The sequence below is a fragment of the Amycolatopsis sp. NPDC003731 genome, assembly GCF_053586895.1.
The window spans coordinates 1-26044 of record NZ_JBSFNC010000131.1 but is presented as its reverse complement, the minus strand read 5'-3'; the positions used below and the strand labels follow the sequence as shown (position 1 = coordinate 26044).

31 protein-coding genes are annotated in these 26044 nt (G+C 71.7%); 24 read left to right on the top strand and 7 right to left on the bottom strand.

The annotated features are described in order from the left end of the window. The first annotated feature begins 287 nt into the window (after positions 1–287). From ACWDN5_RS36560 to ACWDN5_RS36505, 12 genes are all read left to right on the top strand, one after another. Positions 288–1517 (top strand): MurT ligase domain-containing protein, encoded by a 1230-nt coding sequence (locus tag ACWDN5_RS36560; protein ID WP_310968874.1) that lies wholly within the window; start codon positions 288–290, stop codon positions 1515–1517. After that, positions 1510–2232, top strand: coding sequence for a type 1 glutamine amidotransferase (locus tag ACWDN5_RS36555; protein ID WP_449679497.1), 723 nt, complete (start codon positions 1510–1512; stop codon positions 2230–2232). The genes ACWDN5_RS36560 and ACWDN5_RS36555 overlap by 8 nt, the downstream gene beginning before the upstream one ends. 70 nt (positions 2233–2302) lie before the next feature. Then, positions 2303–3691, top strand: coding sequence for a sensor histidine kinase (locus ACWDN5_RS36550; RefSeq protein ID WP_310968871.1), 1389 nt, complete (start codon positions 2303–2305; stop codon positions 3689–3691). Continuing rightward, complete coding sequence (locus ACWDN5_RS36545; RefSeq protein ID WP_310968869.1) at positions 3691–4371, top strand: response regulator transcription factor; 681 nt, start codon at positions 3691–3693, stop codon at positions 4369–4371. The genes ACWDN5_RS36550 and ACWDN5_RS36545 overlap by 1 nt, the downstream gene beginning before the upstream one ends. Positions 4372–4505: 134 nt before the next feature. Further along, complete coding sequence (locus tag ACWDN5_RS36540; RefSeq protein WP_449679496.1) at positions 4506–4886, top strand: gas vesicle protein GvpO; 381 nt, start codon at positions 4506–4508, stop codon at positions 4884–4886. Between the two features lie 17 nt (positions 4887–4903). Beyond that, positions 4904–5203 (top strand): gas vesicle protein, encoded by a 300-nt coding sequence (locus ACWDN5_RS36535; RefSeq protein WP_449679495.1) that lies wholly within the window; start codon positions 4904–4906, stop codon positions 5201–5203. Next, complete coding sequence (locus tag ACWDN5_RS36530; RefSeq protein WP_449679494.1) at positions 5200–5934, top strand: GvpL/GvpF family gas vesicle protein; 735 nt, start codon at positions 5200–5202, stop codon at positions 5932–5934. Before ACWDN5_RS36535 ends, ACWDN5_RS36530 begins: the two co-directional genes overlap by 4 nt. Then, positions 5927–6127 (top strand): gas vesicle protein GvpJ, encoded by a 201-nt coding sequence (gene gvpJ, locus ACWDN5_RS36525; protein WP_310968865.1) that lies wholly within the window; start codon positions 5927–5929, stop codon positions 6125–6127. The genes ACWDN5_RS36530 and gvpJ (ACWDN5_RS36525) overlap by 8 nt, the downstream gene beginning before the upstream one ends. Continuing rightward, a complete protein-coding gene (locus tag ACWDN5_RS36520) occupies positions 6124–6357 on the top strand; it encodes a gas vesicle protein K (protein WP_310968864.1) in 234 nt (77 codons plus the stop codon). The genes gvpJ (ACWDN5_RS36525) and ACWDN5_RS36520 overlap by 4 nt, the downstream gene beginning before the upstream one ends. Further along, positions 6354–6680, top strand: a complete 327-nt coding sequence (gene gvpJ / locus ACWDN5_RS36515; protein ID WP_449679493.1) for a gas vesicle protein GvpJ — start codon at positions 6354–6356, stop codon at positions 6678–6680. Before ACWDN5_RS36520 ends, gvpJ (ACWDN5_RS36515) begins: the two co-directional genes overlap by 4 nt. After that, positions 6677–7237 (top strand): GvpL/GvpF family gas vesicle protein, encoded by a 561-nt coding sequence (locus ACWDN5_RS36510; RefSeq protein ID WP_449679492.1) that lies wholly within the window; start codon positions 6677–6679, stop codon positions 7235–7237. The genes gvpJ (ACWDN5_RS36515) and ACWDN5_RS36510 overlap by 4 nt, the downstream gene beginning before the upstream one ends. A 74-nt stretch (positions 7238–7311) precedes the next feature. Next, the gene (locus tag ACWDN5_RS36505; protein ID WP_449679491.1) at positions 7312–7842 is read left to right on the top strand and encodes an NHL repeat-containing protein; all 531 of its coding nucleotides are present in this window, start codon (positions 7312–7314) and stop codon (positions 7840–7842) included. Here the strand turns inward: ACWDN5_RS36505 and ACWDN5_RS36500 are convergent. Genes ACWDN5_RS36500 through ACWDN5_RS36490 form a run of 3 tightly spaced genes read right to left on the bottom strand, consistent with a single transcriptional unit; the run spans position 7829 to position 9386 of the window. Continuing rightward, positions 7829–8230, bottom strand: a complete 402-nt coding sequence (locus ACWDN5_RS36500) for a CoA-binding protein (RefSeq protein ID WP_449679490.1) — start codon at positions 8228–8230, stop codon at positions 7829–7831. The two genes, ACWDN5_RS36505 and ACWDN5_RS36500, sit on opposite strands and share 14 nt — an antisense overlap. 23 nt (positions 8231–8253) lie before the next feature. Then, positions 8254–8826 (bottom strand): hypothetical protein, encoded by a 573-nt coding sequence (locus ACWDN5_RS36495; RefSeq protein ID WP_310968857.1) that lies wholly within the window; start codon positions 8824–8826, stop codon positions 8254–8256. Positions 8827–8882: 56 nt separating this feature from the next. Further along, positions 8883–9386, bottom strand: a complete 504-nt coding sequence (locus ACWDN5_RS36490) for a VOC family protein (RefSeq protein ID WP_310968855.1) — start codon at positions 9384–9386, stop codon at positions 8883–8885. A gap of 139 nt (positions 9387–9525) precedes the next feature. Here ACWDN5_RS36490 and ACWDN5_RS36485 point away from each other — a divergent pair, with 139 nt between their 5' ends. Continuing rightward, on the top strand, positions 9526–10317 hold the full coding sequence (locus tag ACWDN5_RS36485) for a 2-keto-4-pentenoate hydratase (protein WP_449679489.1): 792 nt from the start codon (positions 9526–9528) through the stop codon (positions 10315–10317). Further along, the gene (locus ACWDN5_RS36480) at positions 10314–11069 is read left to right on the top strand and encodes a 2-keto-4-pentenoate hydratase (RefSeq protein WP_449679488.1); all 756 of its coding nucleotides are present in this window, start codon (positions 10314–10316) and stop codon (positions 11067–11069) included. The genes ACWDN5_RS36485 and ACWDN5_RS36480 overlap by 4 nt, the downstream gene beginning before the upstream one ends. A 390-nt stretch (positions 11070–11459) precedes the next feature. Here ACWDN5_RS36480 and ACWDN5_RS36475 read toward each other — a convergent pair whose 3' ends face one another. Together ACWDN5_RS36475 and ACWDN5_RS36470 are read right to left on the bottom strand one after the other, a co-directional pair. Beyond that, positions 11460–13373 carry an ABC transporter ATP-binding protein gene (locus ACWDN5_RS36475; RefSeq protein WP_449679487.1) on the bottom strand — a complete coding sequence of 638 codons (1914 nt, stop codon included), beginning with the start codon at positions 13371–13373 and terminating at the stop codon, positions 11460–11462. A 41-nt stretch (positions 13374–13414) separates the two neighbouring features. Then, positions 13415–13882, bottom strand: a complete 468-nt coding sequence (locus ACWDN5_RS36470) for a DUF1579 family protein (RefSeq protein ID WP_449679486.1) — start codon at positions 13880–13882, stop codon at positions 13415–13417. Positions 13883–13931: 49 nt separating this feature from the next. On the opposite strand from ACWDN5_RS36470, the gene ACWDN5_RS36465 reads away from it, so the two are divergent. Next, complete coding sequence (locus ACWDN5_RS36465) at positions 13932–14378, top strand: MarR family winged helix-turn-helix transcriptional regulator (RefSeq protein ID WP_449679485.1); 447 nt, start codon at positions 13932–13934, stop codon at positions 14376–14378. Here ACWDN5_RS36465 and ACWDN5_RS36460 read toward each other — a convergent pair whose 3' ends face one another. After that, positions 14379–14834: a winged helix-turn-helix transcriptional regulator gene (locus ACWDN5_RS36460; RefSeq protein ID WP_310968846.1), complete on the bottom strand. Its 456-nt coding sequence runs from the start codon at positions 14832–14834 to the stop codon at positions 14379–14381. A gap of 90 nt (positions 14835–14924) precedes the next feature. Here ACWDN5_RS36460 and ACWDN5_RS36455 point away from each other — a divergent pair, with 90 nt between their 5' ends. Continuing rightward, positions 14925–15512: a dihydrofolate reductase family protein gene (locus tag ACWDN5_RS36455; RefSeq protein WP_449679484.1), complete on the top strand. Its 588-nt coding sequence runs from the start codon at positions 14925–14927 to the stop codon at positions 15510–15512. 26 nt (positions 15513–15538) lie between these two features. Beyond that, a complete protein-coding gene (locus ACWDN5_RS36450; protein ID WP_310968844.1) occupies positions 15539–15922 on the top strand; it encodes a PPOX class F420-dependent oxidoreductase in 384 nt (127 codons plus the stop codon). 4 nt (positions 15923–15926) lie between these two features. Here the strand turns inward: ACWDN5_RS36450 and ACWDN5_RS36445 are convergent, their stop codons facing one another. Continuing rightward, the gene (locus ACWDN5_RS36445; RefSeq protein ID WP_310968842.1) at positions 15927–16508 is read right to left on the bottom strand and encodes a TetR/AcrR family transcriptional regulator; all 582 of its coding nucleotides are present in this window, start codon (positions 16506–16508) and stop codon (positions 15927–15929) included. Between the two features lie 95 nt (positions 16509–16603). On the opposite strand from ACWDN5_RS36445, the gene ACWDN5_RS36440 reads away from it, so the two are divergent. The 7 genes from ACWDN5_RS36440 (at position 16604) to ACWDN5_RS36410 (ending at position 26012) form a co-directional block, all read left to right on the top strand. After that, entirely contained in the window at positions 16604–19030 is a 2427-nt protein-coding gene (locus tag ACWDN5_RS36440; RefSeq protein ID WP_449679483.1) for a beta-glucosidase H, read from the top strand. Positions 19031–19183: 153 nt separating this feature from the next. After that, complete coding sequence (locus tag ACWDN5_RS36435) at positions 19184–20086, top strand: GNAT family N-acetyltransferase (protein ID WP_310968840.1); 903 nt, start codon at positions 19184–19186, stop codon at positions 20084–20086. A gap of 81 nt (positions 20087–20167) precedes the next feature. Continuing rightward, the gene (locus ACWDN5_RS36430; protein ID WP_449679482.1) at positions 20168–20593 is read left to right on the top strand and encodes a hypothetical protein; all 426 of its coding nucleotides are present in this window, start codon (positions 20168–20170) and stop codon (positions 20591–20593) included. A 31-nt stretch (positions 20594–20624) separates the two neighbouring features. Beyond that, entirely contained in the window at positions 20625–22244 is a 1620-nt protein-coding gene (gene boxC / locus ACWDN5_RS36425) for a 2,3-epoxybenzoyl-CoA dihydrolase (protein ID WP_449679481.1), read from the top strand. A 5-nt stretch (positions 22245–22249) separates the two neighbouring features. Further along, the gene (gene boxB, locus ACWDN5_RS36420) at positions 22250–23671 is read left to right on the top strand and encodes a benzoyl-CoA 2,3-epoxidase subunit BoxB (RefSeq protein WP_449679480.1); all 1422 of its coding nucleotides are present in this window, start codon (positions 22250–22252) and stop codon (positions 23669–23671) included. An 8-nt stretch (positions 23672–23679) separates the two neighbouring features. Then, positions 23680–25224: a benzoate-CoA ligase family protein gene (locus tag ACWDN5_RS36415; protein ID WP_449679479.1), complete on the top strand. Its 1545-nt coding sequence runs from the start codon at positions 23680–23682 to the stop codon at positions 25222–25224. After that, the gene (locus tag ACWDN5_RS36410) at positions 25221–26012 is read left to right on the top strand and encodes an amidohydrolase family protein (RefSeq protein ID WP_449679478.1); all 792 of its coding nucleotides are present in this window, start codon (positions 25221–25223) and stop codon (positions 26010–26012) included. The genes ACWDN5_RS36415 and ACWDN5_RS36410 overlap by 4 nt, the downstream gene beginning before the upstream one ends. Positions 26013–26044 lie beyond the last annotated feature (32 nt).

Below are 26044 nucleotides of genomic sequence, written 5' to 3'. Positions count from 1 at the left end.
CGATTGTCACTACGGCCGGTGGTACCGCGTCAAGGCGGGAAAGCGTGCCTTGACCCGGCACCACCGTCCGCGTGCTGGCTTCGGATCGGGGTGGCAGGGGAGGTCTGGGTGGGGTGCCGGTCTGGCGTCCGCGTCTCGTTCGGGCCGGTGGAGTGACCTGGTGCGCCCCCGGGGACCAGGGCATCGGCCGAACAGACCGCGAGCCCAGCCCACCACCAAGGCCGCCCCGCGAGACGCGCGCCACGGACTCAGGAAAATCACAGCGGCTCGCAGGCACCATCCAGGCGATGTCCCTGCGAAGTCCCCTCCGTACCCGCGCGTCCGTGGCCGCCGGGCGGCTTACCGCCTGGCTCTCGCGCAGCTCCGGGCTCGGCCGCGGCGGGATGATCGGTGGCCGCGTCACCCTGGCCCTCGATCCGCTCGCCCTGCGCCGGCTCGGGCGTGAACGCACCGTTGTGCTCGTCACCGGCACCAACGGCAAGACCACCACCTCGCTGATGCTCACCCGCGCGCTCGAAACGCTCGCCGAGGTCGCCGCCAACAGCGATGGCGCGAACATGCCCGATGGCGTCCTCGCCGCCCTGACCGCCCGCCCCGGCGCGCCCTACGCGGTCCTCGAGGTCGACGAAACCTACGTCCCCTGGGTCGCCGACCAGGTCCGGCCCGCCGTCCTCGTCCTGCTCAACCTCAGCCGCGACCAGCTCGACCGGGTCGGCGAGGTCCGCGCCACCGAACGCGACCTGCGGGCCGCCATCGCCGGCCTGGACGGCACCGTCGTCGTCGCGAACTGTGACGACGTCCTCGTGACCTCCGCCGCGAGCGCCGCCGCGAAGGCCGTCTGGGTCGGCGCCGGCCGCCGCTGGACCGGGGACTCGACGGCGTGCCCGCGCTGCGAAGGCCGCGTCGAAACCCAGGACCGGCACTGGAGCTGCGGGTGCGGCCTCGCCCGCCCGGAACCCGGGTGGACGCTCGACGGCGAACTCGTGGTCACCCCCGGTGGCCGTCAGGTCGACCTCGACCTGCGATTGCCCGGCGAGGTCAACCGCGCGAACGCCGCCCTCGCGCTCGCCGCGGCGCACCGGCTCGGCGTGCCGCCGCACACCGCCGCCGCCCGGCTGCGGACCATCACCGACATCGGCGGCCGCTACCGGACGATCCGCCGGTCGCGGCACTCCGTGCGGCTGATGCTGGCCAAGAACCCGGCCGGCTGGGTGGAAACGCTGCGCGTGCTGGACGAGGACACCCCGGTCGTCGTCGCGGTCAACGCCCAGGAGGCCGACGGCCGCGACCTGTCCTGGCTGTGGGACGTCCACTTCGAACGGCTCCGCGGGCGCCAGGTCGTCGTCACCGGCGAGCGCGGCGCCGACCTGTCCGTCCGGCTCTGCTACGCCGAGGTCGCGCACTGGGCCGAGCCGGACCCGGTCACCGCGATCGACGCGCTGCCGCCCGGCGCCGTCGAGCTGGTCGCCAACTACACCGCGTTCCGCGACCTGGTGGGCAGGTTGCCGAGTGGCTGATTCGACCGTCCACATCGGACTTCTGTTGCCCGAGGTGCTCGGCACCTACGGCGACACCGGCAACGCCCAGGTGCTCGGCAAGCGGCTGCAGTGGCGCGGGCTCGACGCCGAGGTGGTCCCGGTCGGGCTCGGCGAACCGGTGCCGTCCACTTTGGACCTCTACCTGCTCGGCGGCGGCGAAGACGGCGCCCAGGTGCTGGCCGCCGCGCACCTGCGCAAGTACCCCGGCCTGCGCCGGGCCGTCGCGGCCGGTGCGGTCGTCTTCGGCGTGTGCGCGGGCCTGCAGGTGCTCGGCACCCGCTTCCGCGGCCTCGACGGCGTCGACCACGACGGGCTCGGCCTGCTCGACGTCACCACCGAACCCGGCGAGCAGCGCGCGGTCGCCGAGCTGGTCGCGACACCGTCCCGGCTGCTGGACGGCGAGACGCTGACCGGGTTCGAAAACCACCTGGGCGTCAGCAAGCTCGGCGCCGACAGCGAGCCGCTCGGGCGGGTCGTGCGCGGCACCGGCAACGGCGACGGCACCGAGGGCGCGGTGACCGACCGGGTCGTCGGCACCTACCTGCACGGCCCGGCGCTCGCCCGCAACCCCGCGCTGGCCGACCTGCTGCTGGCCTGGACGGTCGGGCACCCGCTCGGCCCGCTGGACCTGGCCGAGGTCGAGCGGCTGCGCGGGGAGCGGCTCGCCGTCCCGCGCCGGCGCCGGGGCGCGTGACGGGGTGGCGGCGAGCGTCCCGTCGCTGGTCCGCCCGCGTGCCGGCCTCGTTCGTGGTTACGCTGCGTTGGTGAGACTGGGCAAGGTGGTCGCCGCGACCGGCGTCCGGATGCGCACCACCGCGGTGGCGGTGTTCGCGCTCGCGCTGGCCATCGCCGTCGGCTGCGTGGTCGTGGTGCTGCTGCTGGAGGAGTCGCTCGACCGCAGCGTCACCGAGAGTGCCCGCAGCACCGGGCGGCAGGTCGCCATCCAGCTCATCCGCGAGGGCGCGCGCGACCTGAGCGCGAGCGACGTCGCCAGCACCGGCGACACCGAGGCCGTCACGCAGGTCCTGGACGCGCGCGGGACGCCGATCGCGAGCGACCCGGCGATCGTCGGGCACCCGCCGCTGACCACGGCCCGCCCGGTCGTCGGGCACGAGATCGTCGAAACGCTGCCGCTCGGGCTGAACGGCGACAACGACGACTACCGCGTCGTGTCGCAGGAGGTGACCGGTCCGGGCGGGCCGTTCACCGTGATCTCCGCGCGCTCGCTGGAACCGGTCACGGAGGCCTCGACACGGCTGACGCTGCTGCTCGGCCTGATCGCCGTGCCGCTGCTGGCCATCGCCGGGCTCGCGGTGTACCGCGCGGTCGGCTCGGCGCTGCGGCCGGTCGAGCGGATGCGCCGGACCGTCGCGGAGATCTCCACGCGCGACCTCGCCGCGCGCGTGCCGCTGCCGCCGGGCGGCGACGAGGTGCACCGCCTGGCCGTGACGCTCAACGAAATGCTGTCCCGGCTCGCGTCGGCCCAGGCCGCGCAACGCCGGTTCGTCGCGGACGCCAGCCACGAACTGAGATCACCGCTCTCGACGATAAGCACCGCTCTCGACGTCTCCGGGCGGCACCCGGAGAGCACCGGCGACCTGGTGCCGGTGATCGCCCGGGAAACCGCGCGGCTGCGCGAGCTCGTCGACGACCTGCTCATGCTGGCCCGCACCGACGACGCGACCGACCGGCCGCAGCGCACCGAGGTCGACCTCGACGACATCGTCCGCGCCGAAGCCGAGCGCGTCCGCGGGGAGACCACGGCGGACGTCGAAGTGCGCGCGGGGCCGGCGAAGGTGCACGGCAGCGAGGCCCAGCTGCGGCGGGCCGTGCGCAACCTGGTCGACAACGCCCGCGGGCACGCGCGCTCGCGCATCCGCGTCAGCAGCGCGGTGCGCGGCGACCTGGCCGTCATCGAGGTGAGCGACGACGGCCCCGGCGTCGCGGAAGCCGACCGCGAGCGGATCTTCGAGCGGTTCGTCCGCCTCGACGCGTCGCGGCAGCGCGGGCACGGCGGGACCGGGCTGGGCCTGCCGATCGTGGCCGGCATCGCGGCCCGCCACGGCGGCCGGGCGCGCTACGCCGAGTCCGGCGAGCCGGGCGCGCGGTTCGTGATCGAGCTGCCGGTGATCGAACTGCCGAAGGAGGAGTAGTGCGCCTGCTGATCGTGGAGGACGAGCGCGAGTTCGCGGAGACGCTGCGGCGCGGTCTGGTGGCCGAGGGCTTCACCGCCGACGTCGCGCACACCGGCCGCGAGGGCCTCTGGCGGGCGACCGAGCACGCGTACGACGTCGTGGTGCTCGACATCATGCTGCCCGAGCTGTCCGGCTACGAGGTGCTCAAACGCCTGCGCGCGGCGGAGAACTGGACGCCGGTGCTGATGCTGACGGCCAAGGACGGCGAGTACGACGAAGCCGACGCGTTCGACCTCGGCGCCGACGACTACCTGTCCAAACCGTTCTCCTTCGTCGTGCTGATCGCCCGGCTGCGCGCGTTGCTGCGGCGCGGTGCCCCGGCCCGGCCGGCCGTGCTGGAGGCCGGCGACCTGCGGCTCGACCCGTCCGCCCGTACTGTCCACAGGGGACAAAAGCGGATCGAGCTCACCGCGCGGGAGTTCGGGTTGCTGGAGTTCCTGCTGCGGCGGGCCGGAACGGCGTTGTCGAAGAACGAGATCCTGAGCCACGTCTGGGACGCGCACTACGACGGCGACGAGAACGTCGTCGAGGTGTACATCGGCTATCTCCGGCGCAAGATCGACACGCCGTTCGGCACCCACACCATCGAGACGGTCCGCGGGGTCGGCTACCGCCTGGTGGACGTTACTCGATCGTAATCAATTGGGCGTTTTCCGGAAATTGGTTCCGCTGGACGCCCACGTGCTGCGCCATTTGTCGCCCGTGGTTGCCGCGGACCGCCCAATCGTGCGCGCGAACCGGTGAAAAATGCCGTCCCGCGACGGTCCTGCACGTGAACGTCGGTGTTGCTACGGTGGGCACCCACCCCGTGACTAGGAAAGCGATGACGGAATCGCCACTGCCGTTGCCTGCCCAAAACAAAAATGCGCCCGATGCCGCCGGGAAATCCGTTTCCCGGCTCCGCGCCGCCGATGCCATTCGGGCCGCGAAGGACCAGTTCGCCATGGTGACCGGGCTCACTCCGCACGCCGTGACCGGGATTCGCGGCCGGGGCGACGGCGGCTGGTCCGTGCTCGTCGACGTCGTCGAGCTGGCCCGGATTCCGGACTCCACCAGTGTGATGGCCACCTACCGGGTGGACGTCGACGCCGACGGCGAACTCGGCGCGTGCGAGCGGCTGCGCCGGTTCACGCGGGGCGCCACCGATTCCTGAAAGGAAGGTCGACACGATTGGCCGCTTCGTCCGATTCGTTGGCGGACATTCTGGAACGCGTGCTCGACAAGGGCGTCGTCATCGCCGGTGACATCGGCGTCAGCGTCGTCGAAGTCGAATTGCTGACGCTGCGGATCCGGCTGTTCATCGCGTCCGCGCAGACCGCCCGGGAAATGGGCATGGACTGGTGGACGAACGATCCGTTCTTCGCCCCGAATGCCGCGCGAGCGGAACTGGGGGCGTCCGACCTGGCGGCGCGCGTCGCCGAATTGGAGGCCCGGCTGCCCGTGCCGGGCGGGAGGGAAGAACCGCGGTGAGCACCGGAAACTGGCTCTGCGCGTACGCGATCACCCGCAACCGTCCGTCCGCTTTGGACATCGGGCCGGCGCCGCGGTTGATCGGCTACCGCGACCTCGGCGTGGTGGTCGCCGAGGTGGCGCCGGCGCGCTTCGACAGCATCGACACGCTCGACCCGGTCGACGGCACGCTCGCCGAGCTGGCCCGCGAGCACGACGCCGTGGTGCGCGCGGTGTTCCGCAGCGAACCGGTGCTGCCGCTGCGGTTCGGCACGGTCCTCGACGGCGAAGACGCCGCGCTCCGGCTCCTGCAAGCGGGCTACGACCAGGCCAGCGACTGCCTCGACGAGGTGGCCGGCCACCGCGAGTGGGGCGTCCGGGTGCGGCATTCGGAGCCGGCGGCGACCACCCGGCCGGACGCGGCGGGCCTGACCGGGACGCAGTACCTGGTCCGGCGGCGCGAACGGCTGAAGGCGATCCAGCGCGCCCGCGAAGACGTGGCCGGCGCGGCCGGCCGGCTCCAGGAGGCGCTGCGGCGGCAGTCGGCGGACAGCGTGGAACGCGCCCGGCCGCACGGCGTGCTGATGAACACGGCGTACCTGGTGGAGACCGGTCGTGAGGCGGACTTCCACGCGGAGGTCGAGTGGTTCACCCGCGAGCTGAGCGCGGCGGGGGCGACGGTGGAGACGTCGGGCCCCTGGCCGCCGTACTCGTTCACCGACCTCGAGCTCGGAGCGACGGCGAATGGCTGAACCCGACCTGCTGCCCGAGGTCTTCACCCCGTCCGGCACCAACGCCGCCGAGGCCATCGTCGACCTGCTCGACCGGGTCGTGCACCGCGGCGCCGTCGTCACCGGGGACGTCATCATCTCCCTCGCCGGCATCGACCTCGTGCGGCTCGACCTGCGGTTGCTGCTGCTCGGGCTGGAAGGCGAGCCCGGATGACCCAGCGGATCGCCGCCGACGCCGGCCGCGGGCTCGGGCACCTCGTCGTCACCGTGCTCGACATCCTCAAGGAAGTGCTGGAGCGGCAGGCCCTGCGCCGGCTCGACGCCGGCACCCTCACCCCGGCCCAGGTCGAAGCGCTCGGCCAGGCCCTCATCGCGCTGGAGCTCCGGTTCGCCGAGATCCGCGCCGCCCTCGACGACATCCCCGCAACCGAAGGAGCGAAGTGACCAGACCGGGGCAGACCGGTGGCGGACTCGCCGACACCCTCAACATCCTGCTGGACAAGGGACTCGTCATCGACGCCACGGTGAAGGTGTCCCTGATCGGGATCGAACTGCTGTCGATCGAGGCCAGGGTGGTGATCGCCAGCGTCGACACCTACATCCGCTACCTCGAAGCGATGCAGCGGGTGAACGCGCAGGCGCAGCAGCCCAACCCCGGGCAGGTCTCCATCGGGCTCGACCAGACCGTCGGGCTGATCCCGCCCCCGCCGCCGACCCCCGCGGTGGCCGTGCCCCCGGCGCCGGCCATCCCCGTCGAACAGCCGTGACGCTGCAGCTCTACGGCGTCGTCCGGGCCGGGCACCCGCGCGCACCGCGCACGGTCTGCTGGGAGGACCTCGCGATGGTCGTCGGCGACCCCGAGCCCGACCCGGCCGCGCACCTGGCGGTGGTGTCCGCGCTCGTCGAGGGCGGCCCGGTGCTGCCGGTCCGGTTCGGCACGGTGGCCGAGGACGAGGACGCCGTCCGCACCGAGGTGCTCGCCCCGGCCGCGGACACCTACCGCGCCGACCTCGACCGGCTCGACGGCCTGGCCGAGGTGCACGTCTGCCTGCGGTTCACCGAACCCGGGTCGGCGTGGCGGGCGGCCCGCTCGGACGTGCTGCTGTCGCGGGTCGCCGAACGCGCCCGCGACTCCGTGGCGCTGCCGGCGGGCGAGAGCGCCGACGAGCGGTGGGCGTTCCTGGTCGGCTTGGGCGATCTGCTCGTCGTCCGGGACACCGTCGCCGGGCTCGCGCGCGACGACGGTGTCCAGGCCGATTGGCTCGGGCCCCTGCCCGCGTACAGCTTCCTCGACCGGCGGACGTGCTCCCGCTGGAGCTGGTGAGCGGAGGCGGAACAGTCGCTGAACACTCGTCCCGGCGCTGGCCGCACCGGCCCGCCGCCGGTGATCCTGGTGCCGTGACCAGCAGTGAAGTCGCCGCGCTGCCGCGTGCGTTCGGCGGGCCCGGCGCCGGGCCGGGGCAGTTCCGCGCGCCCTCGGGGATCGCCGTCGACACGCGCGGCCGCGTCTGGGTGGCCGACACCGGCAACGACCGGGTCCAGGCCTTCACCCGCGACGGCGCGCTCGTGCGCGTCCTGGCCGGGCGGCTCAAGGCGCCCGAGGGCGTCGCGGTCGACGCGGCGGGCAACGTCTACGTCGCCGACACCGGCAACCGCCGCGTGGTGCAGTTTTCGTGGCAGGGCGGCTTCGTGCGCGAGTTCGGCGGCCTGGGCCGGCCCCGCGCGGTGGCGCTCGACCGAGCCGGGCGGCTGCTGGTCGACGACACCGGGCGCGTCGCCCGGTTCGACATCCGCACCGGCGCCGCGTTACCCGACACGGCCGAGCCGATCGGCTCGCCGAGGGACATGGCCGACGACGGCGCGGGCGGCGTCTGGGTCACCGAGCCGGGCAACCACCGGATCGTCCACTTCGGAGCTAGCTCTTCGTGATCGAGGCGGTCGCGCGGACGACCGCGGTGCACCGGTTCTCGACGTAGGCGAGCCCACCCTCCTCGGCGATGCGGCGCGCTTCGGCGGAGACGATGCCCTGTTGCAGCCACAGCGCTTTGGCGCCGATTTCGACGGCCTCGCGGGCGATGCCCGGCGCTTCGGGGGACGGCCGGAAGACGTCGACGAGGTCCACCGGCTCCGGGATGTCCTTCAGCGACCGGTACACCTTTTCGCCGAGCAGCTCGGTCGCGGTCGGGTGCACCGGGATGATCCGGAAGCCGTGGGCCTGCAGGACCGCCGGGACGCCGTGCGCGGCCTTGGCCGGATCGCGGCTCAGGCCGACGACGGCGATGGTGTTCGCGCCGGCGAGGATTTCCTCTGCGTTCATACCGGTGGAACGCTGCACCGGGGTCAAAGCTTCCAGAGCCGCAGGCCGCGCACCCGGTAGACGGGCCAGATCACGTGCCACGGCTTCCGCCGGGCGAAGGTCGCGGCGCAGGTCAGGATGTTGCGGGCGGACGTCGTGGCGACCTCGTGGCGGTCCGGCCAGATTTCGCCCTTGGCGCCGACCGCGATCCGGAAGACGGTCAGCAGGCCACGGCCCTGCAGGTCGTACTTCGCGCCGGTGTCCCCGGAGCCGGGGGCCAGTTCCGCGATCTCGGCGCCGAACGCGCGGGCGGCCTGCGGCGCGACCTCTGCGGGCACGACGCCGACACTGCGCGTGATCGCCTTGCCGTGCATGCGCCGCGCGTAGCGGAACAGCAGCGCCCGCTCCCACCACGGCAGCAGCCGGTGGTGCTGCAGGAGGGCGGCGCACTCGCCGTGCCCGATCGCGAAGATGCTCGTGAGCTCGTCGTAGGCGCCGTTCGTGGCCGGTTCGTTCAGGTGCAGCCGGACCTCGAAGCGGGTGCGCGCGGTGAGTTCGTCGAGCAGCTCGCGGTGATCGAGCCGCGCCTTCGCGCGGGAGAGCGACCAGTCGGACATCGGACCTCCAGACGTCGCGCACAGGCTAGTTGGCGCGCGACGCCCGGACCACGCTTTCAGCCGATCTTCTCGCCGTACATCTCGCCGAGCGGGTCGGAGATCAGCTCGACGCGGGCACCGTCCGGATCGGACAGGTAGATGGAGGTCTTGCTCTCCAGCAGGTACTTCACCCCGGCCTCGTCGAGCTTGTCCTTGATCGCGCTCCACCGTTCGGGCGTGACCGAGAGGGCCAGGTGGTGCAGGCCACCGAGGACTTCCGCGTACGGGCCGAGGTCCAGACCGGGCAGGTCGAAGAAGGCGACCGCGTTGCCGTTGCCGACGTCGAAGAAGAAGTGGCTCGAGCCGGGGTAGTCCCGGTTTTCGATGAGTTCGGTGAGCGGGAAGCCGAGGATGTCCTGGTAGAACTCGATGGTCCGCTCGACGTCGCTGGAGATCAGCGCGGTGTGGTGGATGCCGCGCCCGTTCGTCGCCGGGCGTTCGGCGGCCGGGCGCAGGTGGCGCTCGCGCAGCGCGTCGCGGGCTTCGGCGAGCTTGGTGACCTCGGCCTGGGTCGGTGCCATGTCCCTCACGTCCCTTCCTGGTGGTGTTCTCCACGCTACGCTCGATTTATCTCGCGCGCAAGAGATTGCCCGGCGAGAGTTCCGCTGGACGGAACATCCGCGCTTGTGCCTGCCCGCCGCGCACGGCAGAGTCCCGGAGGTGGATGTCAGCAAGGTGCAGGAGGCCGCGGCCGCACTGGCGGGGGCCTACGCCACGCGTGAGCCGATCGAGCCGCTGATCAAGACGTATCCCGACGCGGGTGTCGAGGACGCCTACCGGATCCAGCAGGAGCAGGTGCGGCACTGGGTCGAGGGCGGCGACGCCGTCCGCGGCCACAAGGTCGGCCTCGCGTCGGCGGCGATGCAGCGGCAGATGGGCGTCGACCAGCCCGACTACGGGCACCTCACCGGCAACATGTTCCACCTGGAGCACCAGCCGATCCCGACGTCGGCGTTCCTGCAGCCGCGGATCGAGCCGGAGATCGCCTTCGTGCTCGGCTCGGCCCTGCGCGGCCCGGGCGTGACGGTCGCCGACGCGGTCCGGGCGGTCGACTTCGTGCTGCCGTCGCTGGAGATCGTCGACTCCCGCATCCGGGACTGGAAGATCTCGCTGTTCGACACGATCGCGGACAACGCGTCGTCGGGCGGGGTGGTGCTGGGCAGCAAGCCGACTGCGTTGGGTTCGGTCGATCTCCGGTTGGCGGGTTGCGTGCTGTACCAGAACGGTGCGGTGGCGGCGACGGGCGCGGGCGGCGCGGTGCTCGGGTCGCCGTTGAACTCGCTGGTGTGGCTGGCGAACACGGTGGGGCCGCTGGGGGTGACCCTGGAGCCCGGCCACGTCGTGCTGCCGGGCTCGATGACCCGGGCGATCCCGGTGTCCCCGGGCGACACGATCGTCGCGACGATCGCCGGCCTCGGCAGCGTCACCGCGGTGTTTTCGGAGGAATCGTGAACGTGCGAGAGGCAGCCGCTTCGTTGTTGGGAACGGTCTCGGAGCGGGCGCCGCTCTCGGAGGAGTGGCCGGACCTGGACGTCGACACGGCGTACGCGATCCAGGACGAGGCGTTGCGCCAGCGGCGGGCCCGCGGGGAGACGCTGATCGGGGTGAAGCTGGGGCTGACGTCCCGCGCCAAGCAGCAGCGGATGGGCATCGACGCACCGTTGCTGGCCTGGCTGACGGACGCGATGGTGCTGCCGGCGGGCGTGCCGGTGCCGTCGCTGATCCACCCGCGAGCCGAGCCGGAGCTGGTGTTCGTCATGGGACACCGGCTGGCGGGCCCGGGCGTGACGGCGGCAACGGCCCTGGCGGCGGTCGACCGCGTGTACGGCGGCATCGAGGTGATCGACAGCCGCTACGAGGACTACCGCTTCACGCTGCCGGACGCCGTCGCGGACAACGGGTCGTCGGCGTACTTCAGCGTGGGACCGGTGGCGGTACCGCCGGCATCGCTGGACCTGTCCCTGGAGGCGGCGTTGCTGGAGGTCGACGGCCAGATCGTCGACACGGCCACGGGCGCGGCCGTCCTGGGCCACCCGGCGGAGGCGCTCGCCTTGGCGGCCAACGCCCTCGCATCCCGGGGCTTGGCGTTGGAGCCGGGCTGGCTGGTCCTGACCGGCGGCATGACGGACGCGGTCCCCCTCCGCCGCGGGTCCCGCATCGCCGCCCACTTCTCCCACCTGGGCTCCCTCACCCTCGCCACCTGACCCGCCGAGCACGCGAGATGCCCCGCTAATCACGCGAGATACGCCGCTAATCACGCGAGATACGCCGCTGATCACGGGAGTTCCGCGCCCGATCACGCGACATGCGGCCTCGATCACGCGAGTGACGAGGTCCGGCTCGGCGACCTCGCGTGCCTGGAGGGCCGGCCGGCGTCCTCGGAGGGTCGGTTCGCGTGTCTGGAGGGTCGACCGGCGAGCCGACCGACCGGGCACCCGGGCCGACCGTGCGGGTACGCCCGGCCGACCGACTGGGTGCGCGGCCCGGTCGGTCGAGTGGGCGGGCCGACCGGCTGGGTGCGCGGGCCGGTCGGTCGAGTGGCGGGTCGGCCGGTTGGGTGCGCGGGGCGGGTGCGCGGGCGTGGCGGGGTGCGGTCAGGGTGGGCCGTTGCGGTAGGCGCGGGCCTGGATCTCGTACAGCTCGTGGTAGACGCCGCCCGCTTTGATCAGGTCGTCGTGGGTGCCTTCTTCGATCAACCTTCCCTTCTCCAGGACCAGGATCCGGTCTGCCGAACGGATGTTGGCCAGCCGGTGGGTCACCAGGACCGTCGTGCGGCGGCCGCGGCCCGAACGGCTTGCGTGCTGGAGGCCTGCGAACACCCGGGCCTCCGCGCGGGCGTCGAGGGCCGCTGTCGGCTCGTCGGCCACCAGGACCGAGGCGTCCCGGTAGATTCCCCGGGCGATGCCCATGCGCTGCCACTGGCCGCCCGACAGGTCGTGGCCCTCGTCGAACTTCTTCGACAGCACCGTTTTCTCCTTGGCGGGCAGGGATTCGATCACCTCGTCCGCGCCCGAGTAGTCGACCGCTTCGTGCCAGGCGTGGCCCTCCGGGTCCGGGCGGCCGAGGCGGCCGATCGTGATGTTGTTCGCCGCCGTCATCGGCCACTCCGCAGGCTCTTGGGCGATCACGGCGATGTTCGCGTGCACCGATGCCGGGTCGGCCTCCGCCAGGTCGACGTCGTCCCAGCGGACCGTTCCCTCGTCCGGTGGGTAGAGGCCGGTGAGCAGCTTGCCGAGGGTGGTCTTGCCCGAGCCGTTCTCGCCGACCAGCGCGACCACCTCGCCGCGCCGGATCGTCACCGAGATGTCGCGCAGCGCCGGGCTGTCGCGGCCCGGGTAGGTGAACGTGACGCCGTCCAGCCGGATCTCGCCCGGGTCGGCGGGCGCTGTCACCGACGCCGGCGGCGGCTGCCGCTTCCGGGACTCCGCGAGCAGCTGGTTGTAGAACCCGATGTAGAAGGAATCCTCGTACAGCGAGTTGACCGCGCGCATGGTGTTGGACAGCGCCGTCGACGCCGTGCGCATCGCCAGCACCGCCGTGCCGGCCAGCGCCAGCTCCATCCCGCCGGTGTAGAGCAGCCACCCGAGCACCAGGTACGCCACGGCCGTGCCGAAGCCCGCCGCCGCCCGGCCGGTCGTGCGCACCAGGTTGCTCCGGTGCGCCAGCCGGATCTCCTCGCGCGTGAGGCTCCGCGAGATGCGCCGGTACTCGCCGAGCAACGGCTCCTGCAGCGTCAGCGCGTGCCGCTCGAGGGCCATCGAGCGCCAGGTGGCGACCTCTTCGACGACCGACTTGCGGATGTTGCGCCCGACGGTGTCCAGGAAGTGCCGGTAGTTCAGCTTCGCGATGCGCGCGGCGGACCAGCCGTCGGCCGCCGCGGCGAGCAGCAGCACCGGGGCCAGCCACGGGTTCAGCAGCCCGGCCGTGATCATCGCCGCCGCCAGCGAGATGACCGACGACGTCAGGTCGGCCAGCCGCCGCAGGCTCGTCTCGATGGCCCGCACGCCGAACCGCGCGCCCTGCCGGGCCAGCTCCCGGAAGTCCGCGTCCTCGAACGCGATCAGCCCGACGCGCACGACCGCGGCCGTCACCGCGTCGTCCGCCGCCGCGGTGACCCGGGGCCGCAGCGCGCCTTCGACGGCGGCGACGGCCGCGTCCAGCAACGCCCGCGCCGCGTACGACCCGGTGACGACCGCGATCGCCGGCAGCGATTGCAGCACGCGCTCCGGGGTCGGCCCCTGTTCGAGCAGCGCGGTGAAGACGTTCGCGGTGGCGAGCAGCCCGAACGCCGTGACGCAGCCGGAGACGACGTGCACGACGGCGGCCAGCAGCGTCAGCCGTGGCGACGTGCGCCAGGCCAGCCGCAGCACGACCGAGATCGCCGTGGGCAGCGTGCGCACGGCTTGGCCGAAGCTCGACGCGGCCACGCGTTCGTCGACGCGTGCCCACTCGGGCATCTTCAGGTTCTCGACCCCGATCAGCGGGGGCGGGTCGGCGGTTCCGGTCACGCCCCCATCTGTACTCCGGGGGTCCGACAGTTTCTGGCCCGCTACTGGCCCTTCCGGGTGTACCGGGCGCGCAAAAACGGCCGGTATTCCGGGCTTTCACCCATCCGGACGTCGATCTCGTGCGTCAGCGTCCCGCCGTCCGGGGTGAGCCGGTGCCGCGCCACCCCGCGCGCGGTCACCTTCTCCAGGGTCAGCGTCGCGCCGCTCCAGCCGCCACGGGCGGGCGACTCGGGCGGGTAGCCGTAGCTGTCGAAGCCGTACCAGAGCGTCTCGCCGGTGGCCGGATCCGCGGTGAAGACGTTGTGGCCGAGGAACTCCGACCCGTCCTCGCGGCGCTGCCGGTAGTGCTGGACGACGGCGAAACCGTTGAGCGCCAAGCGGTATTCGCAGTCCGCGTGCGCGGTCGAGGCCGGCGCCCACGGCGAGGCGGCGAGGTCCTCCGTGCCGGTCCAGTCGCCGACGAACGCCTTCAGCGCGTCGTGCGCCGGGCCGAGGCGGGGCATGTCCATGGTCGTCTCCATTTCGACAGGTACCTGTCGATGTGCGAGACTAGCACGCATGCGGTCACCCCGAGCCGAAACGTTCACCCGCGTGATCGACGCGGTCTTCGCGTGCAACGGCAGGTTCCTCGCCGCGGGCGACGCACTGACCGAGCCGGTCGGGCTGACCGCGGCGCAGTGGCAGGTCCTCGGCTTCCTGGAGGACGGCCCGGCGACCGCGGCGGAGGTGGCACGCCGGCGCGGGTTGCGCCGGCAGAGCGTGCAGGAGACGGTGAACCGCTTGCTGCGCAACGGAATGCTGGACCGCCTGCCGAACCCCGCCGACGCGCGGGCGCCGTTGCTGTCGTTGACGCGGCGGGCGCGCGCGGCAATGCGGGAGCTGGGCGCGGCGCAGGTCGCCTGGGCGGAGGACGTGGCGGCCGAGGTGTCGCAGGAGGATCTGGAGACGACGCTGCGCACGCTGCAGCGATTGCGCGCGGTGGTCGCCCAGCCGCGCTTGCTGTGACTAGCGGGTCGCGCCGGGGCCGGCGAGCACGTCGACGTCGTTGGCGTGCATCGGCTCGCCGCAGTGGGCGCAGCGCAGGTCGACGCTGCTGATCTCGCCGCACGCGTGGTGGCGGTAGAGCACCGGCGGCCCGGCCTCGCCCGCCAGCCACTTGTCGCCCCAGCGGGTCATCACCATCAGCATGTCGACCAGCTCGGTGCCCTTCTCGGTCAGGACGTACTCGTAGCGCGGACGGCGGTCGTACGGGCGGCGCTCGAGGACCTGCTGCTCGACCAGGTGGTTCAGCCGTTCGGTGAGCACCTTGCGCGAGATGCCGAGGTCCGCCTGGAGCTGCTCGAACCGGCTGAACCCGGCCCAGATGTCCCGCAGGATCAGCGGTGACCACGGTTCGCCGATGACGTCGAGCGTGCGCGCGATCGAGCACGCGGCCAGGTCGCTGAAGTTCGTGCGCTGCATGAGGCGAGTTTAGCACTCGGGGTTCCCTCAGGGAACTTGAGCTGCTACGGTTCTGGAGTCTCCTGAAGGAACCCAGAAGGGAATGCCACGATGAGCAAGGTCTTCAGCGCCCACGCCGTGTCGGTCGACGGCTACATCACCGGCCGCGGCGCGCGCCCCGGCCAGGGCCTCGGCGACGGCGGGACGCTCTTCGACTGGTACTCCGACGGGGACACCCGGAGCCGGGTCTTCGACTTCTTCAAGCTCAGCGAGCCCAGCGCCCGCATCTTCGACTCGCTCGCCGGCCGGGTGGGCGCGATCGTGGCGGGCCGCAACACCTACGAAGACTCGGAGCACTTCGGCGGCGGCAGCCCGCACCCGAACGCGCCGCTGTTCCTGGTCAGCCACCGGCCCGCGCCGGAGCTGACCGAGCGGCAGACGCTCGTCGGCAACGTCGAAGACGCGATCGCGGCGGCCCGCGAGGCGGCCGGCGGCAAGGACGTCGGCCTGATGGGCGGCGGTGTCCTGGCCTCGGCGCTGCAGGCCGGCCTCGTCGACGAAATCGTCCTCCACCAGGTCCCCGTGCTGCTCGGCGGCGGCCGGTCGTTCTTCCAGGAGCTGCCCGCGCACGTGCGGCTGAGCCTGGTCGAGGCCGTGGCCGCGCCCGGCGTCACCCACCTCCACTACACCGTCGCCTGAACCCCGACCACCACAAGGAGCCGACCATGCTCGACGCCGACGTCCGCCGCATCCTCGCCACCACCGCGATCGGTCACCTCGCGACCGTCCTGCCCGACGGCGCGCCCCATTCGGTCCCGGTCTGGGTCGACCCGGAGGGCGACCACATCGCCATCCTGACCGGCCCGGACTCGCGCAAGGCCCGCAACCTGCGCCGCGACCCGCGGGTCGCGCTTTCCCTGACCCCGCCGGACAACCCGTTCGAGCCGGTGATCATCCGCGGCCGGGTGGCCGAATGGATCGAGGGCGATGCTGCGTGGGAGATCGTGGACCGGATCGCGACGAAGTACATCGGGCGCCCGTACTCGCGGGAGCAGGAGCGGGTGGTGGCGCTGATCGAGGTGGAGCGGCAGAGCGTGGGGATGGGCTGAAGGGTCAGTCCGGCTTCACCCCCAGCAGGGTCAGGAACGTGCGGAACCCGGCCGACATGTCGACCTCCTCCGGGTCCAGGAGCCACTGCAGCTGCAGGCCGTCGAGCAGGGCGATGGCCAAGGGGGCCAGCTGCTCCGGCGTTGTTCCCGGCGGCAGCTCGTCGCGGTGGCGCTCCAGCATCTGGGCCATGCCGGCGCGGACCCGGGTGTAGCGGTCCTGGAAGTACTTGCGGGCCGGGTGGTCTTCCGTGACGCTGTCCGCCGACAGCACCGTGTACGTCTGGACGATGCCCGGCCGCGTGGCGTTGTAGTCGACCAGCTCCGCCAGCTGGTTCACCGTCATCGCCGAGGGGTCGCCCGCGCGGGCGTGGCCGAAGTGCAGCAGGTCCCACTCGTCGCGGGTTTCCAGGACCGCCGCCAGCAGGTCCTCCTTCGTGGGGAAGTAGTGCATCAGCCCCTGCTGCGTCAGCCCGACGCGCTCGGCGACCGCGGCGAGGGACGTGCCTCGGTAGCCGCGCTCGGCGATCACCTCGAACGCCGCTCGGACGATGCTGGCTCGGCGGTCGGCGCCCCTGGCCCGGGTCATGATCCCGAGCCTACGGGACAAGCCGTCACGAAAGCATAACGTTCACTACTCGACGCCAGGTAGGGTGACGGCAGGACCGATCGCGGAGGATGCGCATGAGCTTCGACGTCGAGGCGCTGCTGGCCGAGCTCGACCTGGACGCCAAGGCGAGCCTGCTCGCCGGCCAGGACGTCTGGTCCCTTCCCGCGCTGCCGGGGATCGGGCTGGCGTCGCTGGTGCTCTCCGACGGCCCGGTCGGCGTCCGCGGGACGCGCTGGAGCCCGGACGACCCCTCCGTCACCCTGCCCAGCCCCACCGCGCTCGCCGCGAGCTGGGACCCGCGCCTGGCGGTCAAGACCGGCCGCCTGCTCGCGCAGGAAGCCCGGCGCAAGGGCGTGCACGTGCTGCTCGCCCCGACGGTCAACCTCCACCGCTCGCCGCTGGGCGGCCGGCACTTCGAGTGCTACTCCGAAGACCCCCTCCTCACCGGGATGATCGGCGCCGGCTACGTCACCGGCGTGCAGGACGGCGGGGTCGCCGTCACGGTCAAGCACTTCGTCGCCAACGACTTCGAGACCGAACGCTTCACCGCCGACGTCCGCGTCGGCGAGCGCGCCCTGCGCGAGCTCTACCTCGCGCCGTTCGAACTCATCGTCCGGCGCGCGAAGCCGTGGGGGATCATGGCCGCCTACAACGGCGTCAACGGCACCACGATGACCCAGCACGCCGGACTCCTCAACGGCGTGCTGCGCGGCGAATGGGGCTTCGACGGCTTCGTCGTCTCCGACTGGCTGGCCGCGCGCGACACCGTCGCCTCCGCCAACGGCGGCCTCGACGTGGCCATGCCCGGCCCCCGCACGGTGTTCGGCGCCCGGCTCGCCGAAGCCGTTCGCGGCGGCGAAGTCGACGAAGCCGTCGTCGACGCCATGGCGCGCCGCGTGCTCCTGCTCGCGCACCGGACCGGCGCGCTCGGCGGCAGCCCCGCGCCCGAGGAGTCCGATGTGGACGGTGACGCGATCGCGCGCGAGGTCGCGCACCGGTCGTTCGTGCTGCTCCGCAACGAAACCGGCCTGCTGCCCCTGCGGGAGCCGCAGAGCATCGCGCTCATCGGCGCGCTCGCCGCGGACCCGAAGATCCTGGGCGGTGGCAGTGCCACCGTGTTCCCCGACCACGTCGTCTCCCCTCTCGACGGCCTGAAAGCGGCCGTTCCCGAAGGCACCGAGCTCGTCTACGCACTCGGTGCCGATCCGCGGACGACGTTACCGACCGCCACCGACAATTTCCGGATCCGCGCGACCGCCCGTGCCGCCGACGGCACCGAACTCGCGCAATTCCCCTTGCGCAAAGCCAGGATCGACTGGATCGGCGAACTGCCGGCCGGCCTCGACGTCGGCACGCTCGCCTCGGTCGAGATCGCCGGCACGTTCCTCCCGGACGCGGACGGCACGCACACCTTCGGCATCACCGGTCCCGGCGACCTCCGCCTCACCGTCGCCGGCCAGACCGTCTTCGACGGCGTGAACCTGCCGGAGGGCGGCGACATCTTCACGTCGATCATGCAGGTCCACGAGCAACGCCGGGAGGTCGAGCTGACCGCGGGCGAACCGGTCGACGTCAGCCTGACCTACTGGATCCCGTCGGAGATGGCGGAGTTCGCGAGAGGCACCTTCGCCTGGGTCACCTTCGCGCTCGGGCACCGCGGCCCGGTCCTCGACCCGGACGCGAGCCTCGAAGAAGCCGTGGCCCTCGCGGCGAAGTCGGAGGTCGCCGTCGTCGTGGTCGGCACGACCGCCGAGGTCGAGAGCGAAGGCTTCGACCGGACTTCCCTGGCCCTGCCCGGCCGTCAGGACGAACTCGTCGCCCGGGTCGCCGAAGCGAATCGCAACACCGTCGTGGTCGTCAACGCCGGTTCCCCGGTCGAGCTGCCGTGGCGTGACGACGTCGCCGCGGTGCTGCTCACCTGGTTTCCCGGCCAGGCCGGCGGCGACGCGCTCGCCGACGTCCTCTTCGGCCGCGAAGAGCCCGGCGGCCGCCTGCCGACGACCTGGCCGGCGAAGCTCGAAGACGCGCCGGTCACCGACGTGACGCCGGAACAAGGCGTGCTCGAGTACGGCGAAGGCGTGTACATCGGTTACGGCGCTTGGGCCCGCACCGATCGGCAACCCGCGTACTGGTTCGGCCAAGGTCAGGGCTACACGACGTGGGAGTACGAAGAAATCGACGCCTACCCGGACGAGGAAGGCGGCGCGCGGGTCCGGGTCCGCGTCCGCAACACGGGAACGCGCACCGGGCGGGAAGTCGTCCAGCTCTACCTCGTCCCGACCGAGCGCGGCGACCGGCCGCACCGCTGGCTGGCCGGGTTCGCGAGCGTCGAAGCCCGGCCCGGAGCGGCCGTGGAGGCCGACATCGCCATCACGGCGAGGTCGGCCGAGGTCTGGCGCGAAGGCTGGCAGCACATCGCGGGCGAGTACGTCGTGGAGGCGTCGCACTCCTACGCCGAACCGCGGCTGAGCACGCGCGTGGTGCTGCAGAAAATCCGTTGATCACCGCGGGCGGGACCGGCTAGGGTCGCGGACGCACCCTCGACCAGGCGAAAGGAGGTGGGACCGATGATCACGCAACCGATCACGCGCTCCCACCCGGCCACGAGGGTGCCGGCTGTCTGACCGGGAGCGCGTCCTCCCGGAAGGATTTCCATGACCGAACTGGTCGTGCGCCCGCTCGAAGCGGGCGAAGAAGCACTGTTCACCTCCCTGCCCGACCGCGGACTCGTCGGCCGCAAACTGCTCGGCGACGACTTCGAGGAGATGGCGAAGCGGGGCGAATACCCGCCCGAGCGGGTCTGGGTCGCGCTGCGCGACGACGTCGTCGTGGCCCGCGCCGCCTGGTGGGCCAAGTCCCGCGACGACGACCCGGTCGCCCTGGACTGGTTCGACTTCACCGACTCCGACGCGGCCGTCCGCCTGCTGAAAACCGCACCGCTGCACGCCGAATACGCGCTCCACACGCCGCCGGCGTGGCGGGACGACCCGGAGGTCGCGGCCGAGGTCAACAGCCGGGTCGAAGCGGCCGAAAAGGCGGGCTACCGCAAGCTCGTCGAGCGCTACCGCTTCCGCTGGACGCCGGAAAACGGCCTGCCGGAGAAGACCGGCCGGCTCGAGTTCCGGCCGGAGCCGGACGACGACGTCGTCCTCGAGGTCTTCAAGCGGGTGCACGTCGGCAGCCTCGACGCGCACGTGCGGAAGACCGTCGAAGAGCACGGCATCGACGCGGCCGCGCAGGAGGACCTCGAGATCATGAAGTGGATGCCGGGGCCGCGGGACTGGTGGCGGCTGGCGTACACGCCCGTGGGCGAGCTGGTCGGCCTCGTCCTGCCGAGCCGCAACGTCTACGACCCGGTGATCGGCTACGTCGCCGTGGTGCCGGAGCACCGGGGCCACGGCTACGCCTACGACATGCTGGTCGAGGCCACCCACGACCTGGTCGGCTACGGCGCGGACCGGATCGTCGCGGGCACCGACGTCGGCAACGTCCCGATGGCGAAGACGTTCGCGAAGGCGGGCTACCCGGTGGCGCAGCACCGCATCGACTTCGTGTGACGCCCGGGGCGGCCGTGTCTTGCCCGGCGCGGCCGCCCCGCGGTACCTTCGCTAGAGCGATCTATCAAATCGGGGGCCGTCATGGACAGAGGACTGACACCGCTTCGCGTGATCCTCGGCTTCTCGCTGCTCAGCACGTCGATCCACTACGCGCACAACGCCATCCGGTACGCGGACTACCCACAGCTGCAGGGCATCTCGCCGCTCGTCGGCGGCATCACGGTCGCCGTCGCCTGGGTGGTGCTCACGGCGTTCGGCTGGCTCGGCTACCGCGCGTACGCGGACGGCCGGTACCACCGCGCGCTGGCGTACCTCTTGGTCTACTCGCTGGCCGGAATGGTCACGCTCGGCCACTTCCTCACCGGCGTCCCGCAGATCCCCGCGTTCTGGTTCGCGACGATCTTCACCGACGCCGCCGCCGGCCTGGCATTGTGGGTGTTCCTCACCTGGGCGTGGACGACGCTCGACCGGGTGACCACCCGAGATCAAGTTTCTACACAACGTTGACGTCCGTCTGACTCATGTAGACAATCGAGGGGTGACCACCACCACACCGGTCGCCTTCGACCGCCGTCCGGACGAGTACCGCCACTGGCGCCTGCGGGTCGACGGGGAGGTGGCCTGGCTGGAGCTGGACGTCGACGAGCAGGGCGGGCTGGTCCCCGGCTACGAGCTCAAGCTCAACTCCTACGACCTCGGCGTCGACATCGAGCTGTACGACGCCACGCAGCGGCTGCGGTTCGAACACCCCGGAGTCCGCGTGGTCATCGTGACCAGCGCCAAGGACAAGGTGTTCTGCGCCGGTGCGAACATCCGCATGCTCGCCGCGTCGGAGCACCACTGGAAGGTCAACTTCTGCAAGTTCACCAACGAGACCCGCAACGGCATGGAGGACGCCACCGAGCACTCCGGCCAGACGTACGTGGCCGCGGTGAACGGCACCTGCGCCGGCGGCGGCTACGAAATCGCGCTGGCCTGCGAAAAGATCTTCCTGATCGACGACAACTCCTCGACCGTCGCGCTGCCGGAGGTGCCGCTGCTCGGCGTGCTGCCCGGCACCGGCGGCCTCACGAGGGTCGTCGACAAGCGCCGCGTGCGCCGGGACCTCGCCGACGTCTTCGCCACGCGCCCGGACGGCGTCAAGGGCAAGACGGCGGTCGACTGGCGGCTGGTCGACGAACTGGTGCCCCGCCAGGACTTCCGCGAGAAGGTCCTGGAAAAGGCGCGGGAACTCGCCCGGCGCTCGGAAAAGCCGGTGGAGCAAGGCATCGAGCTGACCCCGCTCGAACATCGCTATGTCGACATCGAGGTCGAGAAGAACCAGGCCACGATCACCATCAAGGGCCCCGAAACCGAACCCGGTGACCTGCACGAAGAGGGCGCGGACGGCTGGTTCCTCGCGATGACCCGCGAACTCGACGACGCCATCCTGCGGCTGCGCACCAACGAGGTCGAGGCCGGGACGTGGATCCTGCGGACGCAAGGCGACCCGGCGAAGGTGCGTGCGCACGAAGAGGCTGTCCTGGGGCAGAAGGACTGGCTCGCCAACGAGATCACGCACTACTTCAAGCGCACCCTCAAGCGCCTCGACGTCACCAGCCGCAGCCTGATCGCGCTCATCGAACCGGGCAGCTGCTTCACCGGCGCCCTGCTGGAGGTCGCGCTGGCCGCCGACCGCCAGTACATCCTGGACGGCCCGCCGATCGACGACGAAGACAGCGACGAACGCGCGTCCGTCGAGCTGACCGACGCGAACTTCGGCGCGTTCCCGATGGGCAACGGCCTGACCCGCCTCCAAGCGCGCTTCTACGGCGACGACGACCACCTCGCCTGGCTCGCGCGCGAGAAGAACCGCGAGCTCAGCGCCGCCGAAGCACTCGAACTCGGCCTGGTCACCGACGCTCCGGACGACCTCGACTGGGAGGACGAGATCCGGCTCGCCCTCGAAGGCCGCGCGTCGCTCTCGCCGGACGCGCTCACCGGGATGGAGGCCAACCACCGGTTCGTCGGGCCCGAGACCATCGAGACCAAGATCTTCGGCCGGCTGGCGGCTTGGCAGAACTGGATTTTCACCCGGCCGAACGCATCCGGGCCGGACGGCGCGCTGCGCCGCTACGGTACGGGACAGAAGGCCGTCTTCGACAGGAAGCGGGTCTAGCGCAGATGCCCGAGAAGATCGACTACGACGCCAAGATCCCCAACAACGTCAACCTCTCCGAAGACCGCAGGCTGCAGCGGGCGCTGGAGGGCTGGCAGCCGAAGTTCCTGCACTGGTGGGGCGAGATGGGGCCGACCCTGGAGACGCAGGGCGTCTACCTGCGCACCGCGGTCAGCGTGGGCCGCGAAGGCTGGGCGCACTTCGACCACGTCAACGTCCCGGACTACCGCTGGGGCATCTTCCTCGCCGAGCGCGACCCCGACCGCCGGATCGCCTTCGGCGAGCACCAGGGCAAGCCGGTGTGGCAGCAGGTCCCCGGCGAATACCGCGCCGACCTGCAGCGGCTGATCGTCATCCAGGGCGACACCGAACCGGCGTCGGTCGAGCAGCAGAAACTCCTCGGCCTGACCGCGCCGAGCCTCTACGACCTGCGGAACCTGTTCCAGGTCAACGTCGAAGAAGGCCGCCACCTGTGGGCGATGGTGTACCTGCTGCACGCCTACTTCGGCCGCGAAGGCCGCGACGAAGCCGAAGGGCTGCTGCTGCGCAACTCGGGTAGCCCCGACGCGCCCCGCATCCTCGGCGCGTTCAACGAGGAAACCGCCGACTGGCTGGCCTTCTACATGTTCACCTACTTCACCGACCGCGACGGGAAGTACCAGCTCGGCACGCTCAAGGAGTCCTCCTTCGACCCGCTCTCGCGCACCTGCGAGTTCATGCTGAAGGAAGAAGCGCACCACATGATGGTCGGCACCACCGGCGTCGACCGCGTGGTGACCCGCAGCGCCGAGCTGATCCGCGAGCACGACACGTACGACATCGGCCCGCACGGCGGCATCCCCCTCGACATCATCCAGAAGTACCTCAACTTCCACTACACGGTCTCGCTCGACCTGTTCGGCAGCGAGACGTCGACGAACGCGGCGAACTACTACACGGCCGGGCTCAAGGGCCGCTGGCAGGAGACCCGCCGGAAGGACGACCACAAGCTCACCGAGGACGCCCGCACGCTGGAGCGGCCGAACGGCGACGGCACCTGGACCACCGAGGAGCTGCAGGCGATCCTGCTGCTCAACCTCGACCTGCGCAGCGAGTACGTGGCCGACTGCCAGACCGGCGTCAACCGCTGGAACAAGATCCTCGCCGAGGCCGGGATCGAGCACACGTTCCGGTTGCCGCACCCTGGCTTCAACCGCGAAGTGGGCATAAACTCCGGCCACCACGTCACTCCCGACGGCACGATCGTCGACGAGGCGACTTGGGAGGCGGGCAAACGCAAGTGGCTGCCCACGACCGAAGACCTCACGTTCGTCCGTTCGCTGATGCGCCCGGTGTACGAGCGGGGGAAGATCGCGAGCTGGGTCGCGCCGCCGCGGCAGGGCATCAACGGCAGGCCCATCGACTACGAGTACGTCTACCTCACGTAGGAGGCCTGGTGGCGACAGGGTTCAATGCCGCGGAGTACCTGCTGCAGGCCGGGCGCCCGGACGCGACCGCGGTCGTGTCGCCCCGCCGCTCGCTCACCTACGCCGAGCTCGCGGCGGAGTCCCGGCGGGTGGCCGGTGGCCTCGCCGGACTCGGGGTACGGCCCGAAGAGCGGGTCATGTTCTGCATGGTCGACGACGTCGAGCTGCTCACCGGCATCCTCGGCGCGATGCTGGCCGGCGCGGTCGCCGTCCCGGTGTCGACCATGGTCACCGGGCCGGAGCTGGGCCAGGTGCTCGCCGACTCGCGGGCGCGCGTGCTGTGCGTGTCCGGGGAGTTCGCCGGCCAGGCGCAGGCGGCGCTTTCGCTCGCTCCTGAAGTCACCGACGTCGTGCTCGACCGCTGCGACCCGGCCGGGTTCGGCGTCCGGACGCACGATTGGCCGTCGCTGGCCGGTCCGGTCCCGAGTGGACGGACGTGGGAGGACTCGCCGGCGTTGTGGCTCTACACGTCGGGAACGACCGGGCAGCCGAAGGGCGCGATGCACCGGCACGCGAGCATCCGCGCGGTCTGCGAGACGTACGCGCGCGGGGTGCTCGCGACGACGGCGGCGGACCGGTTCCTGTCCGTGCCGAAGCTGTTCTTCGCCTACGGGCTGGGGAATTCCTGCTTCTTCCCGCTCGGCGCGGGCGGCACGACGCTGCTGGAGCCTTCGCGGCCGACGCCCGCGTTGTTCGCTCGCCGCGCTCGTGAGGAGCGACCGTCGCTGTTCTTCGCGGTCCCTACGTTCTACGCGGCGTTGCTCGCCAGCGACGTCCCGGACGACTCGTTTTCTTCGGTGCGGTACGCGGTTTCGGCCGGCGAGCCGCTGCCGGCGTCGCTGTTCGAACGGTTCCGCGCCCGCTTCGGGCTGGAGATCCTCGACGGCATCGGGTCGACGGAGGCGCTGCACATCTTCCTGTCGAACCAGCCGGGCCTGGTGCGGCCGGGCAGCACCGGCGTCCCCGTGCCGGGGTATTCGGTGCAGCTCCGCGACGAAGCCGGGGCGGTGATCGACGCCGCCGGGAAGCCGGGCGAGCTGTTCGTGGCCGGGCCGTCGACGGCGACCGGCTACTGGGCCCGCTACGACGCGACGAAGCTCGTGTTCCAGGGCGAGTGGCTGCGGACCGGCGACAGCTACGTCCGGAACGAGGACGGGACGTATTCCTGCCTGGGCCGGTTCGGGGACATGCTGAAGGCGGGCGGGATCTGGGTGTCACCGTCCGAAGTGGAGGAACGGCTGCGGCAGCACCCGGCGGTGGCCGAGGTCGCGGTGGTTGCCGCGCCGGACGCCGACGGCCTCGACAAGCCGGTGGCGTGCGTGGTCGCCGCGCCCGGCTTCGCGGTCGACCCGGCCGAGCTGATCGAGTTTTGCCGCGAGGGGCTCGCGGCGTTCAAGCGACCTCGCGGGGTGGTCGAACTGGCCGAGCTGCCGAAGACGGCGACGGGCAAGATCCGCCGGAACGTGATCCGCGAGCAGGTCCGCGACGTGCTGCGGGTGGTGCCGAGCCCGTGATCGACGGGCACTTCGTGGTCGACGCCCACGTCCACGCACCGAGGCTGCCGACGCTGAAACCCGCGTGGCTGCAGTGGGCGCACGACTTCGCCGGGTCGTACCCGTGGCGTTCGGTGTACTCGGCGTCGGGCGAGGTGGTTCCGTCCGCAATGGACGAACTGATGGAGTCCGAAGGCGTCGACCGGGTCCTGTTGTTCTGCGAGTACAGCCCGCGCGCGACCGGGATCCAGCCGATCGAGGACAACCTGCCGCTGGTGGCCTGCAACCCGGAGCGGTTCCGCCTGGTGGCGAACGTCAACCCGAACGTCCACCACCCGGCGGCGGCGGAGGTCGAGCGGCAGCTGGACCTGGGCGCGGTGGCGCTGAAGATCCACCCGGTGCACGGCGCGTTCTCACCGGCGGACAAGGAGCTCTACCCGGTCTACTCGTTGTGCGCCGAGCGCGGGGTACCGGTGATCCTCCACTCGGGAACGTCGAGCTTTCCCGGCTCCCGCACCAGTTTCGGCAATCCCGAGCTGTTGTCCGATGTGGTGGAAGACTTCCCGTCGCTGCAGTTCGTCTTCGCCCACGGGGGTCGCGGCTGGTGGTACGACGTGGCGGCGTTCCTGGCGCTGGCGCGGGAGAACGTGTGGCTCGACCTGGCCGGGCTGCCGCCGAAGAAGCTGCCGGAGTACTACCAGCGCTTCGACCTGCCGCGGCTGGCGGGGAAGTTCGTGTTCGGGACGGCTTCGGGCATGACCGCCAGGTGCACTACGGCCAGGTCTATTCGACGCTGGCGCGGCTGCTGAAGCAGGGGCTCGTCGAGGCCGACGGCGTCGAG

Bases quoted from the DNA above. Each gene is read 5' to 3' on its own strand.
- ACWDN5_RS36490 (WP_310968855.1), bottom strand. From the start codon at position 9,386: ATGGCACCGACCCAGGCCGAGGTCACCAAGCTCGCCGAAGCCCGCGAC.
- ACWDN5_RS36435 (WP_310968840.1), top strand. From the start codon at position 19,184: ATGACCGAACTGGTCGTGCGCCCGCTCGAAGCGGGCGAAGAAGCACTG.
- ACWDN5_RS36430 (WP_449679482.1), top strand. From the start codon at position 20,168: ATGGACAGAGGACTGACACCGCTTCGCGTGATCCTCGGCTTCTCGCTG.
- ACWDN5_RS36445 (WP_310968842.1), bottom strand. From the start codon at position 16,508: ATGACCCGGGCCAGGGGCGCCGACCGCCGAGCCAGCATCGTCCGAGCG.
- ACWDN5_RS36560 (WP_310968874.1), top strand. From the start codon at position 288: ATGTCCCTGCGAAGTCCCCTCCGTACCCGCGCGTCCGTGGCCGCCGGG.
- ACWDN5_RS36465 (WP_449679485.1), top strand. From the start codon at position 13,932: ATGCGGTCACCCCGAGCCGAAACGTTCACCCGCGTGATCGACGCGGTC.
- ACWDN5_RS36470 (WP_449679486.1), bottom strand. From the start codon at position 13,882: ATGGACATGCCCCGCCTCGGCCCGGCGCACGACGCGCTGAAGGCGTTC.
- gvpJ (WP_310968865.1), top strand. From the start codon at position 5,927: ATGGCTGAACCCGACCTGCTGCCCGAGGTCTTCACCCCGTCCGGCACC.
- ACWDN5_RS36500 (WP_449679490.1), bottom strand. From the start codon at position 8,230: ATGAACGCAGAGGAAATCCTCGCCGGCGCGAACACCATCGCCGTCGTC.
- ACWDN5_RS36450 (WP_310968844.1), top strand. From the start codon at position 15,539: ATGCTCGACGCCGACGTCCGCCGCATCCTCGCCACCACCGCGATCGGT.
- ACWDN5_RS36460 (WP_310968846.1), bottom strand. From the start codon at position 14,834: ATGCAGCGCACGAACTTCAGCGACCTGGCCGCGTGCTCGATCGCGCGC.
- ACWDN5_RS36455 (WP_449679484.1), top strand. From the start codon at position 14,925: ATGAGCAAGGTCTTCAGCGCCCACGCCGTGTCGGTCGACGGCTACATC.
- ACWDN5_RS36495 (WP_310968857.1), bottom strand. From the start codon at position 8,826: ATGTCCGACTGGTCGCTCTCCCGCGCGAAGGCGCGGCTCGATCACCGC.
- ACWDN5_RS36520 (WP_310968864.1), top strand. From the start codon at position 6,124: ATGACCCAGCGGATCGCCGCCGACGCCGGCCGCGGGCTCGGGCACCTC.
- boxB (WP_449679480.1), top strand. From the start codon at position 22,250: ATGCCCGAGAAGATCGACTACGACGCCAAGATCCCCAACAACGTCAAC.
- ACWDN5_RS36440 (WP_449679483.1), top strand. From the start codon at position 16,604: ATGAGCTTCGACGTCGAGGCGCTGCTGGCCGAGCTCGACCTGGACGCC.